Source organism: Actinomadura pelletieri DSM 43383 (genome assembly GCF_003634705.1).
In the GTDB taxonomy this organism is placed as follows: domain Bacteria; phylum Actinomycetota; class Actinomycetes; order Streptosporangiales; family Streptosporangiaceae; genus Spirillospora; species Spirillospora pelletieri.
The window spans coordinates 339,127-353,826 of the sequence record NZ_RBWU01000005.1 but is presented as its reverse complement, the minus strand read 5'-3'; the positions used below and the strand labels follow the sequence as shown (position 1 = coordinate 353,826).

The 14,700-nt window shown below is 73.1% G+C and carries 11 protein-coding genes; 5 read left to right on the top strand and 6 right to left on the bottom strand.

Annotated elements, in window-relative coordinates; translation table 11 throughout:
* Window position 1: 1 nt before the first annotated feature.
* Window positions 2–637, bottom strand: a complete 636-nt coding sequence (locus BZB76_RS23465; protein WP_211343177.1) for a succinate dehydrogenase cytochrome b subunit — start codon at window positions 635–637, stop codon at window positions 2–4.
* Window positions 638–958: 321 nt separating this feature from the next.
* Window positions 959–2,224, bottom strand: a complete 1,266-nt coding sequence (locus BZB76_RS23460) for a PP2C family protein-serine/threonine phosphatase (RefSeq protein WP_121436561.1) — start codon at window positions 2,222–2,224, stop codon at window positions 959–961.
* Window positions 2,225–2,613: 389 nt separating this feature from the next.
* Here BZB76_RS23460 and BZB76_RS23455 point away from each other — a divergent pair, with 389 nt between their 5' ends.
* Window positions 2,614–4,317 carry an ABC transporter transmembrane domain-containing protein gene (locus BZB76_RS23455; protein ID WP_246007138.1) on the top strand — a complete coding sequence of 568 codons (1,704 nt, stop codon included), beginning with the start codon at window positions 2,614–2,616 and terminating at the stop codon, window positions 4,315–4,317.
* A complete protein-coding gene (locus BZB76_RS23450; protein WP_121436559.1) occupies window positions 4,314–6,056 on the top strand; it encodes an ABC transporter ATP-binding protein in 1,743 nt (580 codons plus the stop codon). Before BZB76_RS23455 ends, BZB76_RS23450 begins: the two co-directional genes overlap by 4 nt.
* Window positions 6,057–6,105: 49 nt before the next feature.
* On the opposite strand, the gene BZB76_RS23445 is transcribed toward BZB76_RS23450, so the two are convergent.
* From BZB76_RS23445 to BZB76_RS23435, 3 genes are read right to left on the bottom strand one after another with little or no spacing between them, the layout of a single operon-like run.
* The gene (locus tag BZB76_RS23445) at window positions 6,106–7,032 is read right to left on the bottom strand and encodes an ABC transporter ATP-binding protein (RefSeq protein WP_211343148.1); all 927 of its coding nucleotides are present in this window, start codon (window positions 7,030–7,032) and stop codon (window positions 6,106–6,108) included.
* Complete coding sequence (locus BZB76_RS23440) at window positions 7,029–7,889, bottom strand: ABC transporter ATP-binding protein (protein WP_121436558.1); 861 nt, start codon at window positions 7,887–7,889, stop codon at window positions 7,029–7,031. The genes BZB76_RS23445 and BZB76_RS23440 overlap by 4 nt, the downstream gene beginning before the upstream one ends.
* Complete coding sequence (locus tag BZB76_RS23435; protein ID WP_121436557.1) at window positions 7,886–8,950, bottom strand: ABC transporter permease; 1,065 nt, start codon at window positions 8,948–8,950, stop codon at window positions 7,886–7,888. Before BZB76_RS23435 ends, BZB76_RS23440 begins: the two co-directional genes overlap by 4 nt.
* 140 nt (window positions 8,951–9,090) lie before the next feature.
* Between BZB76_RS23435 and BZB76_RS23430 the strand changes: the two genes are divergently transcribed.
* Complete coding sequence (locus BZB76_RS23430; RefSeq protein ID WP_121436888.1) at window positions 9,091–9,966, top strand: TetR family transcriptional regulator; 876 nt, start codon at window positions 9,091–9,093, stop codon at window positions 9,964–9,966.
* Window positions 9,967–9,996: 30 nt separating this feature from the next.
* On the opposite strand, the gene BZB76_RS23425 is transcribed toward BZB76_RS23430, so the two are convergent.
* On the bottom strand, window positions 9,997–12,090 hold the full coding sequence (locus BZB76_RS23425) for a S9 family peptidase (RefSeq protein WP_121436556.1): 2,094 nt from the start codon (window positions 12,088–12,090) through the stop codon (window positions 9,997–9,999).
* Window positions 12,091–12,283: 193 nt separating this feature from the next.
* On the opposite strand from BZB76_RS23425, the gene BZB76_RS23420 reads away from it, so the two are divergent.
* Window positions 12,284–13,696 carry a serine/threonine-protein kinase gene (locus BZB76_RS23420; protein ID WP_121436555.1) on the top strand — a complete coding sequence of 471 codons (1,413 nt, stop codon included), beginning with the start codon at window positions 12,284–12,286 and terminating at the stop codon, window positions 13,694–13,696.
* 68 nt (window positions 13,697–13,764) lie between these two features.
* Entirely contained in the window at window positions 13,765–14,694 is a 930-nt protein-coding gene (mshB, locus tag BZB76_RS23415) for an N-acetyl-1-D-myo-inositol-2-amino-2-deoxy-alpha-D-glucopyranoside deacetylase (RefSeq protein ID WP_121436554.1), read from the top strand.
* Window positions 14,695–14,700: the final 6 nt, after the last annotated feature.

The following is a 14,700-nucleotide window of genomic DNA, read 5'->3' as shown; positions in this document are numbered from 1 at the left end:
GTCAGCTCACCCACCCGAATGTGATGGACAGGGGGACGGAGACGAAGCCGAGCGTCACGAGCGCGGCGACGATGGCGGCGATGCCCCGCAGGGCGCGGTCGCGGCGCGGGGTGCGCAGGCCGAGGGTCTGGAACGCGCTCCAGATGCCGTGGTGGAGGTGCAGGCCGACGAGCGCGATCGCGAGGACGTACCAGACGGTGATGTACCAGCGGGACGGATCGAAGTCGGCGACCATCCGCTCGTACGGGGTGGCGTCGGAGCCCTTGGGGTTCACGACGAAGAACGTCAGATCGAGCAGATGCCAGACGACGTACACGGCGATGATGACGCCGCCGTACCGCATCGTGCGGACCGCGTAGCCCTGCGCGTGCGACTTCTTCTTCGACTGGTACTTGACGGGTCGCGCGGCGGACGCGCGCCGGGCGAGCGACACCGCCGACCACATGTGCAGGACGACCGAGACCCCGAGTACGACCTCGATGAGCGTGAGGACGGTGCGGCGCGGCACCGCGGGCTCGCCGATCGTGCGCAGCCAGTGCGCGTAGTGGTTGAAGTCCTCCGCCCCGAGGAAGATCTTCAGATTCCCGACCATGTGCGCGATCAGGTACAGCACGAGGATGCCGCCGGTCACGGCCATGACGGCCTTCTTGCCGACGGTCGATCGGTAGATCGCGGGTATCGCTACAGCCACATCGCGAACGCTATGTCTGCCTGGGGAAAGAGTTCCAAGTCATCAGAGCACTCGATTCGATAGCCATAGGCTATGAAGCAAGGAGAACGGGCGTTAAGGGCGTTCCCGGACGAACGGGTAGGTGAGTGACGTCACAGAACGTCCGGGAACTCACCCGGAGAGTGATCCGAACGACCTTGACGGCGCGGCACGACCCCGGACGGACCGGCCGAGCACCAGGTCAGGGCCGGGTTCGGGGCCGGGGCCAGGGCCGGGTCCAGCGCCAGGTCAGGGACGTTCGGGCGGGGGTGGGCCGGGGCGCGCGCCCGGTGTCCGGGACAGCAGCAGGATGGCCAGGTCGTCGGTCAGCGCGTCGCCGTTGAGGCGTTCGACGTCGCCGACGAGCTCGTCGATGAGGGACCGGCCGGTGGCGCCCTTGCCGCGCGCGGTCCGGGCCAGTTCGACGAGGCCGTCGGTGCCGAGCCGCTCCGCGCCCGCGCCGACCCGTCCTTCGATCAGACCGTCGGTGTAGAGCATCAGGCTCCACGACTCGCCGAGGTCGATCTCGGTGGTCGGCCACTCCGCGCCGGGCACCAGACCGAGCGCGGGGCCGTGCGCGTACTCCGGCAGCGCCGACACCTCGAACATGTCCGTGGCCGACAGCCCGTCGCCCGGCGTCTCACGGAAGAGCAGCGGCGCGGGATGGCCGGCCAGATGCATCCGCGCGGTCCGCCGTGACGGCGCGATGGTGATCATGCAGAGTGTGGTGAAGATCTCCTCGCTGCGCCGCTCGTGGCCGAGGACGGTGTCGAGGGTGCCGAGGAGCTGCTCGCCGGTGTGTCCGGCGAGCACGAGCGTCCGCCACGCCATCCGGAGCTGGACACCGAGGGCCGCCTCGTCCGGGCCGTGCCCGGCGACGTCCCCGATCATCAGATGGACGGCGCCGCCCTCGGTCTGCACCGTGTCGTAGAAGTCGCCGCCGAGCAGCGCCCGGCGGCGTCCCGGCCGGTAACGGGTGTGGTGCCGCAGCGACGGGTCGTCGATCAGCGGGACGGGCAGCAGCCCGCGCTCGAGCCGGGCGTTCTCGCGGCCGAGGATCCGGGCCTCGACGAGCCGCCGCTCGGTCTCCTCCGAGCGCTTGCGCTCGATCGCGTAGCGGATGGCGCGTGCCAGAAGCGGCGCGTCGACCTCCTGTTTCACCAGGTAGTCCTCGGCGCCCGCGGCGACGGCCCGGACGCCGAGATACGCGTCGTCCAGCCCGGTGAGAACGACGACCGCGGCCGACCCGGACAGGGCCAGCACCTGCCGCAGCCCGTCGAGGCGGTCGATGCCGGGGGTGGACAGGTCGACGAGGATGCAGTGGGTGCGTCGTGTCGCCGCCCGCCTGGCGGCGGCGAGGTCGGCGGCGACCGTGATACCGACGTCCATACCGCTCTCGGCGAGCATCTTCTCGACCTTGAGGACGTCGGAGGGGTCGTCGTCGATGAGGAGCAGGTCGATCCTGTCCTCGGCCCCGGGCGTGTACGGGTGCGTCTGATGACTGATGGTGCTCACAACGGCTTCCGAAGTCGGGCTTGCGACGGCTGAAGGCTCTCGTCCGGTTCGACCAACCCGTTCCAGGGACCTGGGCGTTCCTACCTCCCGAAGACGAGAACATTCACTTTGGCAACGGCCTGGATGTTCCGCCGTGTTCCTGCGGCCGCAGGGAGCGGTGGGCCGCGCCGGGGAAGCGGCGTTCGGCCTAGCCGCCGAGGTCCCGGCTCATGGAGCGGTGGAGCGACGCTCCGTCGATCCGACCTTAGCGTGTCCCCACCGCACCGCGCACCCCCAGCGCGCATCCAGAGTAGTGGTTGCGGACTGTCCGTAACCGAGGTTCCACGCCGAAAAACCAGTCGAAGTCCGGACGATCAGCCGCATAACCTTCGCCAGTGAAGTCGTTGCCCGTGAAAGATCCTGACGGCGCCGACCATCGATCTCCAGCGCGCTACCTGCTGTGGCTGCTGCGCGTCCAGTGGCGCAGCAGCGCCGCGGGTGCGCTGCTCGGCGTGCTCTGGATGCTCAGTCAGGCGCTGATGCCCGCCGCGATCGGCCGGGCCATCGGCGACGGCATCGTGGCGAAGGACGAGCGCGCGCTGCTCGCCTGGGGCGGCGTGCTGCTCGTCCTCGGTGTCGTGCAGGCCGTGACGGGCGTCCTCCGGCATCGGTGCGCCGTGTACAACTGGCTGGCCTCCGCGTACCGGACGCTCCAGCTCGTCACCCGGCAGGCCACCCGGCTCGGCGGCACGCTGCCGAAACGGCTGAGCGCGGGCGAGGTGGTCAGTGTCGGCCTGACGGACGTCGCCCACATCGGCGACACCCTCGACATCGTCGCCCGGGGGTCGGGCGCCGTCGTCGCGATCGTCGTCGTCGCGGGCATCCTGCTGTCGACCTCACCGCCGCTCGGCCTGATCGTGCTGGTCGGCGTCCCGCTGATCCTCGCCCTCGCGGCGCCGCTGCTGCGCCCCTACCGGGACCGGGAACTCGAACACCGCGAGCTGGTCGGCGAGCTGAGCACCCACGCCACCGACGTGGTCGCGGGTCTGCGGGTGCTGCGCGGCATCGGCGGCGAGGCGCTGTTCTCCGGCCGGTACCGCGCCGAGTCGCAACGGGTGCGCGCGGCGGGCACGGCGGCGGCGCGGGCCGAGACGCGGCTGAGCGGCGCCGAGGTGCTGCTCCCCGGGCTGCTCATCGCGCTGGTGACCTGGGTCGGCGCCAGGTTCGCCGTGAACGGCACGATCGGCGTGGGCGAGCTGGTCGCCTTCTACGGCTACGCGGTGTTTTTGATCGTCCCGCTGAAGACCCTCGGCGAGGCCGCGGGCAAGATCACCAAGGGGTTGGTGGCGGCGGGCCGGATCACCACGCTGCTGGACCTCGACCCCGAACTGCGGGACACCGGGACGGCCCGTCCGGACGCCGACACCGACCTGGTCGACCTGGAGTCCGGGCTGGTCGTACGGTCCGGACGGATCACGGCGGTGGCGGCGGCCGAGCCGCGCGACGCGCAGGCGATCGCCGACCGGCTCGGCCGGTGGACGCCCGGCGAGGTCGACTTCGGCGGCGCCGCGCTGCAGGATGTCGCGGACGTCCGGAAGCGGATCCTCGTGGCCGTGAACGAGGACCGGCTGTTCTCCGGGTCGCTGGCCGAGTCCCTGGCACCGGACGGTGACCCGGACGCGGACCGGGCCGTGCTGGAGGCGGCGATCCACGCCGCGTGCGCCGAGGACGTCGTCGCGTCCTCCGGGCTGGACGCGCATGTCGCCGAGGCCGGACGGGAGTTCTCCGGCGGGCAGCAGCAGCGGCTCCGCCTCGCCCGTGCCCTCGCCGCCGACCCGGACGTCCTCGTCCTCGTGGAGCCCACCAGCGCCGTGGACGCACACACCGAGGCGCGCATCGCCTACCGCCTCGGCCCGGCGCGCGCGGGACGCACCACCGTGGTGTGCACGACCAGCCCGCTGATCCTGGACCGCGCCGACCATGTCGCCTTCGTCCAGGACGGCCGGGTCGTGGCGGAGGGCGCGCACCGCGACCTGCTGACGACCGAGCCGCGCTACGCGGCCACCGTGACCAGGGGAGAGGCGGCGGACGCCGCGGAGAGGGCGGGAACGTGAGCGCCGAGGCACTTCCGGTCGCGACGACCGCGCAGGTGCGCGCGTACGCGCGGCGGCTCGCCGTCCGGCATCCGCGCGACCTCGCCGGGGTGCTGGCCCTGCACGCCCTGGCCGCCGTGACGGGCCTGGTGACGCCGCGGCTGCTCGGCGCGCTCGTCGAGGACGTCCGCGACGGCCGCGCCGATGTCGACACCATCGGCCTCGCCATCGCCGCGTTCGTCATCGTTCAGGGGGTCCTGACCAGGTACGCCTACTTCGCGTCCGCGCGGCTGGGCGAGAAGGTCCTGGCGGAGTTGCGGGAGGAGTTCGTCGACCGCGTCCTGGCGCTGCCGCTGTCGCGGGTCGAACGGGCGGGCACCGGTGACCTGGTGACCCGCGCGTCCCGGGACGTGGACACGCTCGGCACGTCCGTCCGGTACGCGATGCCGGAGACCCTGGTCGCGTTCGTCGTCGCCGGGTGCACGGTCGGCGCGCTGCTGCTGACCGGCCCGCTCGTCGCGCTGCCCGCGCTGATCTCGATCCCGGTCCTGTGGGCGGTGATGCGCTGGTACCTGCCCCGCGCGCGGGGCGGCTACCTGCGGGAGAACGAGTCGTGGTCGCGGATCGCGGACGGGCTGACCGAGACCGTCCAGGGCGCCAGGACCGTCGAGGCGCTCGGCCTCGCCGAGCGGCGCCACGCCCGCGGCGACGCCGACATCGCGAACTCCTACAAGGCGGAGCGGTACACGCTGCGGCTGCGCACGGTGCTGTTCCCCATCGCCGAGCTGGGGTTCGTGCTGCCGGTCGTGGCGACCCTGGTGGTCGGCGGCCTCCTTTACATCAACGGGATGGCGTCGCTCGCGCAGGTGACCGCCGCGACCCTGTACGCGCAGCTGCTCATCGAGCCGATGAACACGCTGCTGTCCTGGCTGGACGAACTCCAGCTCGGCGGCGCGTCCCTCGCCCGCCTTCTCGGGGTCGGCAACGTTCCGCCGGACCGTACGCCGAACGGGCGGCGGCCGGAGGGGGAGCGGCTGGCGGCGCGGGACGTCCGCTACGCGTACCGTCCGGGCCGGGACGTCCTGCACGGCGTCGACCTCGACCTGCGCCCGGGTGAACGGCTCGCGATGGTGGGGCCGAGCGGCGCGGGCAAGTCGACGCTCGGCCGCCTGCTCGCGGGCGTGGACGGCCCGCGCGCCGGCACCGTGACCCTCGGCGGCACCGAGGGCGGGGACGGCGGCGGGGTGCCGCTGGTCGAACTGCCGCTGGACGAGCTGCGCGGCCATGTCGCCCTGGTCACGCAGGAGCATCACGTGTTCCGCGGCACGCTCCGCGAGAACCTCGTGATGGCGCGGCCGGGAGCGTCCGACGCCGACATCGAACGGGTCCTCGCGGCGGTCGACTGGGACGGCCCGGGGCTGTCCACCGTCGTCGGCTCCGGCGGCGAGACGCTGTCGCCCGCGCAGGCGCAACAGCTCGCGCTGGCGCGGCTCGTCCTCGCCGACCCGCACACGCTGGTCCTGGACGAGGCGACGTCGCTGCTCGACCCGCGTGCGGCCCGGCGTCTGGAACGGTCGCTCGCCGCCGTCCTCGACGGCCGGACCGTCGTCGCGATCGCCCACCGCCTCCACACCGCGCACGACGCCGACCGCGTCGCCGTGGTGGAGGACGGCCGCGTCACCGAACTCGGCACCCACGACGAGCTCATCGCCGCGAACGGCTCGTACGCGGCGCTCTGGAGGTCGTGGCACGGCGGCTGACCGCGTCCGCCGTGCCGCGCGGTTCCGGTCGGGGGCGCGGGTCACCGCGTCATGTGGAGGCGGTGCGCGCGGGGGCGACCGGCGCGGACGGCCCGGACGCCGCCGCCCGCTCGATGATGATCATTTTCTCCTCCAGGGTGGCGGGCACCGAGCGGACCCCGGCCGCGACGCCCGCGGCGGCCAGCACGGCCCGCACCCGCTCCGGCGGCGTGTCCGCGACGCGGACGCGCCGGCCCGCGAGGGTGACGGGCAGCCCGGCCGCGTCGAGCACGGCGAAGGCGCGCGACCAGTCGGCGGCCGGATCGACCTCGGCGGCGGTGGTGGAGCCGATGATGTCGGCGTCGGTTCCGGCCGCGACCTGCCGTCCGCGCGACATCAGTACCAGCCGGTCGCACTGCTGCGCCTCCTGCATGTAGTGCGTGGTGACGAGCACGCCGACGCCCCGCTCGGCCTGGACGTGGACGGTGTCCCACAGCCGGGTCCGCGACAGCGGGTCCACACCCGACGTCGGCTCGTCGAGGATCAGCAGGCCGGGCTCGTGGCCGAGGGCCGCCTCGAACGCCAACCGGCGCTGGAGACCGAGCCCGATGTCGGCGACGAGCCGTCCGTCCGCCTCCGACGCCACCTTCGACGCCTTTTCCGACGTCTCGGGCCGGTTCTCGCGGTCGAAGGCGTGCGCGACGAAGTCGAGGTTCTCCACGGCGGTCAGGTCGGTGTACAGGCCGAGGCCCTGCGGGACGTAGCCCAGCCGGACGCGGGTCTCGCGGGACGGCGGGCGCCCGAACAGCCGGATCGTCCCCTCGGACGGGAGCACGAGCCCCAGCAGCATCCTGATCAGGGTGGTCTTGCCGGCGCCGTTGGCGCCCAGCAGCCCGACGATCTCACCGGCCTCGACGGTCATCGTCACGTCGTCGACGGCGGTGAAGTCGCCGAAGCGGCGGGTGACCCCGTCGGCGTGGGCGAGCGGTCCGCTCACCGGTGCCCCCTCTCGTTGTCATGGGCCGCGTGCCGGGCGTGCAGCGCGGCGGCGACCACGGCGTCCTCCATGTCGGGGGCGATCGGCCGTTCGTCCGGCCCCGGCGGTCCGGGATGCCAGGCGTGGAAGATCCGTCCGCGCCGCCAGGCCAGCTCAGGGTCGGGTGGCGTACGGACGGCGGTGATCGTGCCGGGAACGCCGGCGATGACCTCGTCGGGCGTGCCGGACCGCAGGGCGCGTCCCGCGTCCAGCACCAGCACGGTGGCGCAGCGCTCGGCCTCGTCCAGGTAGGTGGTGGCGAGCGCGACCGCGGTGCCCTCGACGGCGGTCTGGCTGATCAGCCGCCACAGGTCGATTCGGCTGACCGGGTCGATCCCGGTGCTCGGCTCGTCCAGCAGGAGCAGCCGCGGCCGGTGCAGCATCGCCGCCGAGAACGCCAGCTTGTGCAGCATCCCGCCGGACAGGTTCCCCGCCCGCCTGCCCAGGACGTGCGCGAGCCCGGCGGGCTCCAGGAGCGCGTCGCGGCGCCGCCGGAGCTCCTTGCCGCGGATGCCGTGGGCGGAACCCACGAACTCCATGTTCTCCGCGACGGTCAGGTCGCGCCACACGCCGGTCGCGGCCGGCATGTACCCGATCTCGCGCCGCGACGGTGCGGCGACCCGGCCCGAACGCGGCCGGACCGCGCCGGTGAGGCAGCGCAGCAGCGTGGTCTTGCCCGCGCCGTCACCGCCGACGACGGCGGCGACCTGCCCCGCCGGGACCTCCAGGGTCACCTCGTCCAGCGCCAGGTGGCGACGGCGTCCGGCGGTATGGGCGACGGTCAGGTCCCACGCTCCCCACTTCCCGCCGCGGCTCATCGCGCGCCCGCCAGCGGCGCGGAGCGCTCCGGACCGGACGGCGGCGTCGCCCGCTGCCGTGGCGCCAGATCGCGGCGGAAGCGCAGGACGGCGGCGGTGAACACGAGCGTCGCCATGCCCGCCAGCACGACCAGCGGCACCCACTGCGCGGAGATCGGCGCGGCGCGCAACATGGTGCCGTTGGCGATCTGGATGAAGTAGGTCAGCGGGAGCAGGTAGCCGATCCAGCGCACGCCCGCGGCCATCGACTCCAGCGGGAAGATCATTCCGGAGAGGAGGAGCTGCGGGAGCATCGTCATCAGCGCGAGTTGGGTGGCCTGCCCCTGGTTCTGTGACACCGTCGAGATCAGCACCCCGATGCCGAGGACGGTGAACAGGAACAGCGCGCCGCCCACGACGAAGACGAGCGGCGACCCGTTGAAGGGCACCCCGAACAGCAGAGAGCCGACCACCGCGACGATGACCATGTCCACGGCCGCCAGCACGAAGTACGGCGCGATCTTCCCGACGATCACGTCGGACGGGCGGAACGGCATGACCGCGAGCTGTTCCAGCGTCCCCGCCTGCCGCTCGCGCACCAGCCCGATGCTGGTGATGATCGTGCCGATGAAGGTGAGGATCATGCCGATCAGCGCCGGGACCATCACCCAGGACGTCTTCAGGTCGGGGTTGAAGAGGACGTGCGGCCGGAGCCGCCCGTCGCTCTCCGCCGCCGCGGCCACCGCGGCCTTGGCGGAGAACAGTCGGGACCCGTCCACCAGGGCGGTGCTGGGACCCGCCCCGGTCACCACGACGACGTCGGCGTCGCCGTCTCTGAGCATGTCGCGGGCGGCGGCCTCGTCCGCCGCGGGATCAACTCCCTCGACGTCGAAGGGCCCGCGCAGCTCCGCGGCGACCTGGTCCGCCCGCGGCCCGACGACCCGGGTGGACATGTCGTTCACGTTGAAGCTGGCCGCGTATCCGAACACCACCAGCAGTACCAGCGGCAACACGATGATCATTGCCATCGTGCGCCGGTCCCTGCGCAGTTCCAGGAACTCCTTGACGATCATCGCCCACATGGGTGAGCCTCCGTTCCGCGGTGGCGCGCCCGAACGGCTCCAGGGGAGCCGGCCGGGGCGTTCCCCGAGAATTGGCCACGTGATGGAATCACGATAGACCAAACCTATAGTGGAGTACAGCCGTGCTGGTGGAGGGGGCCATGGACAAGGACAGGGCCAAAGACGGGCAGCGGGACGGGCAGCCGGACACGGACGTGCCGGACGACCTGGTGAAGACCGCGATCCGGGTGGCGGGGGAGCGTGGCGTGAACGTCGCCGACGTGCCGCTGTCCGTGCTCGCCGAGGCCGCGGGCGTGTCACGCAGCACCCTCGTCCGGCGGCTCAAGGGGACCAGACGGACCCTGGACGAGGCGGTCCGCGCCGCGGGGGTCGACCCCGGTGGCCTGCCGGTCCGCGACCGTGCCGTCGCCGCCGCCGCGTCGATCATCGGCCGGCACGGGCTCGCCACCGTGACGCTGGAGGCCGTCGCCGCCGAGGCCGGGTGCTCGCTGCCCAGCCTGCACGCCGTCTTCCAGGGCCGGGACGGCCTGCTGGCCGCGGTGTTCGAGCGGTACCTGCCGCTGAACGATCTGGAGGCCCTGATGGCGGACCCTCCGGCCACCCCCGAGGAAACGGTACGGGCGGTACTGCGCACCTTCGCGCGCGGGTTCGTCCGGGAACGGAGCGTGTTCCCCGCCGTGATGGCCGACGTCCTGGCCCGCCCCGCCGGGCCCGGACGTCAGGTGTGGAGCCGCGCGGTACTGCCGAGAGTGCTCGGCAGCCTCGGCGTCTGGCTCTCCGAGCAGGCCCGGACCGGGCGGTTCAAGCCGCTTCCCGTGCCGATCCTCGCGCAACTGCTGGTCGGGCCGCTCGCGATGCACATGCTGCTCCGCCCGACGCTGGAGCCCCTGTTCGGGCCGGAGATGCCCACCGTGGACGCGACCGTCGACCTGTTCGCCGACGCGTTCCTCGCGGCCGTCGCCCCGGAGAGGCCGGGCCCGGAGAAGTCGGGTCGGGAGCTGGACCGGGAGAACTGACGGGCCGCCGCGCCGGCGGCCCGTCTCCGCTCAGCGGGCCAGGGACGTCTTGAGGAAGTCGACCTGGAGGTGCATCAGGTTCTCCGCGACGATCTCCTGCGGGGTCATGTGGGTGACGCCCGACAGGGGCAGGACGGTGTGCGGCCGTCCCGCCGCCAGCAGCGCCGACGACAGGCGGAGCGTGTGCGCCGCCACCACGTTGTCGTCCGCCAGCCCGTGAATGAGCATCAACGGGCGTTTCAGCTCGCCCGCCATCTCGATGAGGGAGTTGGCGGCGTAGTTCTCCGGCTCCTCGTCGGGATGCCCCAGGTAGCGCTCGGTGTAGTGGGTGTCGTACAGGCGCCAGTCCGTGACCGGGGCGCCGGCGACGCCCGCGTGGAACACGTCCGGGCGGCGCAGCACCGCGAGGGCCGCGAGCCAGCCGCCGAACGACCAGCCGCGGATGCCGACACGGTCGAGGTCGAACGCGTCGGGATGCCGCCGCGCCGCCTCGATCAGCGCGGTGATCTGGTCTTCCAGGACGGGTTCGACGAAGTCGCCGTGGACGGCGCGGTCCCAGTCCGGGCCCCGTCCGGGGGTGCCGCGACCGTCGGCGATCACGACGGCGAAGCCCTGGTCGGCGAGCCACTGCGCCTCGTAGTAGGCGCGCTGCACGGCGAGGACGCGCTGCGCGTGCGGCCCGCCGTAGGGGTCCATGAGGACGGGCAGCCGACCGTCGCCGCTCCGCCACTGCGTGGGCAGCAGCACCGCCGTGCGGATCTCCCGGTCCCCGGACCGCAGCAGCTCCACCCGCGGGGTGATCACCGGTGTCTCGGCGAGCGACACGACCGGATGGGTGCCGGACGGCGTCCGCACCTCGATCTCCGTGCCGGGACGGTCCAGCCGCGCGCCCGTCACCACCGTGGTCTCGCCGCAGGCGGTGCCGCCGAAGACGCCCTGCCCCTCGGTGTGTCGGGCGACCTGCCCACCGGCCCAGGAGTACAGGTGGATCTCGGTGGGCTCCTCGGACGCGGTGAACAGGATCGACGCGCCGTTCACGCCGAGGACCGACCTGACCTGGAGGCCACCGGGCGTGACGGGCACCCCGGCGACGGTGAGCCGCCGCGTGCCGGTCTCCCGGTCCTCGGTGACCCAGACGAGGTCGCCGGCGTTCGTCCTGGCGGGCAGTCCGGGCACGATGTCGGTCCACACCGGATCGTGGTCGGTGTACAGGAGGGTCGTCTCGCCACTCGCCGGATCGACGCTCAGCACCCGCTGGGACCGCTGGTCGCGCGGCTGGACGACGATCAGCAGCCCGTGCCGGTCCCAGCCCGCCGTGACGACGTAGGGGAACTCGCCGCGGTCCCACGCCACGGCCTTGCGGGCGTCCGGCCGCTCGTCGTCGACCTTGAACAGCACCAGCGACACCAGCGCGTTCGGGGTGCCCGCCGCAGGGTAGGCGATCTCGGTGGGCGGCGACTGCGGGTTGGCAGGGTCGGCGATGTGCCAGCGCAGCACGGGCGTCTCGTCCACACGGGCGGCCAGCAGCGTGCCGCCGTCCGGCGACCACCAGTAGCCGCGCATGCGGTTCATCTCCTCCGCCGCGACGAACTCGGCGAGACCATAGGAGACCTGCTCGGACTCGGGCTGGACGAGGGCCCGGTCGCCGGTGCCGTCCATCTCGATGAGCCGCAGCGTCCGGCCCGACACGTAGGCGATCCGGCGGCCCGCCGGGTCGGGGCGCGCGTCGAACACCGGCGCCTGCGCCGGCAGTTCGCGGACCAGCCCGGTGTCGAGGTCGGCGACGTAGAGGCGCCCGCCGAGGGTGAACGCGGCCTGCCGCACGGCCCGGTCGGTGGCGTAGCCGACGATGCCGCCCGCCTGCTCCCGGGCGCGTTCGCGGCGGGCCCGCTCCTCCGCGGGCAGGTTCTCCTCGCCGGGGACGTCCAGCGCCGCCGGGTCGGCGACGCACCGCTCCTCCCCGGTGGCGGTGTCCAGCGTCCACAGGCAGGTGACCGGGTCGTCGCCCGCCCTGGTCCGCAGGAACGCGACCCGGGACTCGTCCGGCGCGATCTGGAAGGCGCGCGGGACGCCGAGACTGAACCGTCGCGTGCGGGCGCTCTGCCGCGGATAGCTGATGCTCATGGCATCCGAGTCTGCCAGCCGCGGCTTTCCCGGCGGCAGGACGGTGCGCGGCTGCGGCGCACGGACGCCACCTCCCCCTGTGATCACGGGTCGTCGCCCGGGTGGGCCGGGAATGTCACGTGCCCGAGTCCGGGCTCGCGTAAGCTCAAGGCTTCCCCAAGCACATCGGTCATCGCGGGTTGAGGAGTGGTCAATGCCGGAGCTGCAGCCGGGAGATCCCCGGCGGCTTGGCTCGTACGAGATCGTCGAACGGCTCGGCGAGGGCGGCCAGGGCGTCGTCTACGCCGGAATCGACGCCTCCGGGAACAAGGCCGCCATCAAGCTGCTGCGCGCCGACCTGGCCGCCGACGCGATGGCGCGCAACCGGTTCGTCCGGGAGGCGCAGGCCGCCAAGCAGGTGGCGCGGTTCTGCACCGCGCAGGTCCTGGAGGCCGACGTCGCGGGCGACCAGCCCTACATCGCCAGTGAGTACGTGCCGGGACCCTCGCTGTACAAGCAGGTCACCGACAGCGGGCCGATCGCGGGCGCGGCGCTGGAGCGGCTCGCGATCGGCACCGCGACGGCGCTGGTCGCGATCCACCAGGCCGGCATCGTGCACCGCGACTTCAAACCGCACAACGTGATCATGGCGCCGGACGGGCCACGGGTCATCGACTTCGGCATCGCGCGGGCCTTCGACGCGGGCCAGACCAACGCGACCAAGGCGATCGGCACCCCGTCCTACATGGCGCCCGAGCAGGTGGCGGGCGCCACGCTCACCGAGGCGGTGGACGTGTGGGCGTGGGCCACCACGATGGTGTTCGCCGCGACCGGGCGCCCGCCCTTCGGCGACGACACCGTCGTCGCGGTGATCAACCGGGTGATGCACGAGCCGCCGGTGCTGGAGGGCCTGCCGGCCGATCTGCACCGGTTGATCGCGGCGTGCCTGGTCAAGGAGCCGGAGCGGCGGCCGACCGCCCAGCAGATCATGATGGCGTTGATCGGGAGCGGTCCGGGCGGCGCCGGGCAGACCCGCATGGACGACCCCGCGCAGGCCACCACGATGCTCGCGGAGGGCTCCACGATCGCGGCGGGCGGTGTCGCCGGCGCCGGGATGATGGCGGCCGCGTCGCCGCCCGGCGGCGCGACCCGCCGTGTGTCGCCCGCCGAGTACACCGGACAGGTGCCGCCGGCCGGCCCCCCGCACGGTGCGGGACGCGCCCGCTACGACGACTGGGAGCCGGAGCGCAAGTCCAAACTGCCGATCTTCGTGGCCATCGCCGCCATCGTCGTGCTGGCGGTGGTCGTGGGCGTGGCCATGGCCAACCGCGGCGACAACTCGCCGACCACGCCCGTCTCGCCGTCGGTCACCGACTCTGAAACGGTCTCCGAGTCGCCGACGACCGAGGAGGAAGAGGAGCCGACGCCGACCCCCACGCGGACGCGGCAGAACACACCGCCGCCGGACACCGACACCCCGACCCCGCCGACCCAGGACGAGACACCGCCGCCGGACACCGACACCCCGACCCCGCCGACCACGCCGACCACACCCACCCAGTCGCCGCCCGACGGCGGCGGTGAGGGTGGAGGCGGCGAGGACCCGCCTCCGGGCAGCGTTCCCTGACCGGGGAGTTCGCCGCCGGGCAGGGCGGTCATCCACGCCGCCCCGCGCTCTGAGTAGGCTCGTTTCCTATGAAGGAGCCGCGGATCCTGTTCGTCCACGCCCATCCGGACGACGAGTCAATCGGGACCGGGGCGACCATGGCCAAGTACGCCGCCGAGGGAGCCCACGTCTGTCTGGTCACCTGCACGCTCGGCGAGGAGGGTGAGGTCATCCCCGAGGACCTGCGCCACCTGGCCTCGGACAAGGAGGACCGCCTCGGCGAACACCGCATCGGCGAACTCGCCGCGGCGTGCGACGCGCTCGGCGTCGGCGACCACCGCTTCCTCGGCGGCCCGGGACGCTGGCGCGACTCGGGAATGATGGGCGCGCCCACGAACGACGATCCGCGCTGCTTCTGGCGCGCGGACGTCGGCGCGGCGGCGCCGCACCTCGCCGCCGTCATCCGCGAGGTCCGCCCGCAGGTGATCGTCACCTATGACGAGCGCGGCAACTACGGTCACCCCGACCACATCCAGGCGCACCGCGTGACCCGGCGGGCGTTCGAGCTGGCGGCCGACCCGTCCTACGAGGACGGGGCCGAGCCGTGGCGGGTCGCCAAGTTCTACGCCTACGCCACGCCCCGGACCGTCCTCGCCCGCGCGATCGCGGTGATGCGGGAGGCGAAGCTGCCGTTCGCGCGCGTCGCCGGGCTCGACGAGCTCGGCTCCGGTGTGCCGGACGGTCAGGTCACCACGGTCGTGGACGCCCGTGCCCACCTGCCCGCCAAGCTCGCCGCGCTGCGCGCCCACCGCACGCAGATCGTCGTGGCGCCCGAGCAGATCGGGCCGTTCTTCGCGCTGTCGAACAACCTGGGCCAGCAGGCGTTCGGTACGGAGTACTTCATCCTGCAGGTCGGTGAGCGCGGCCCGGTCGGGCCCGGTCGCCGCGAGCAGGACCTGTTCGCGGGCCTGCCGGTGGAACTCGGTCGACCGGCGGGCGCCGGGGACGGGTCCCGGTAGCCTGAG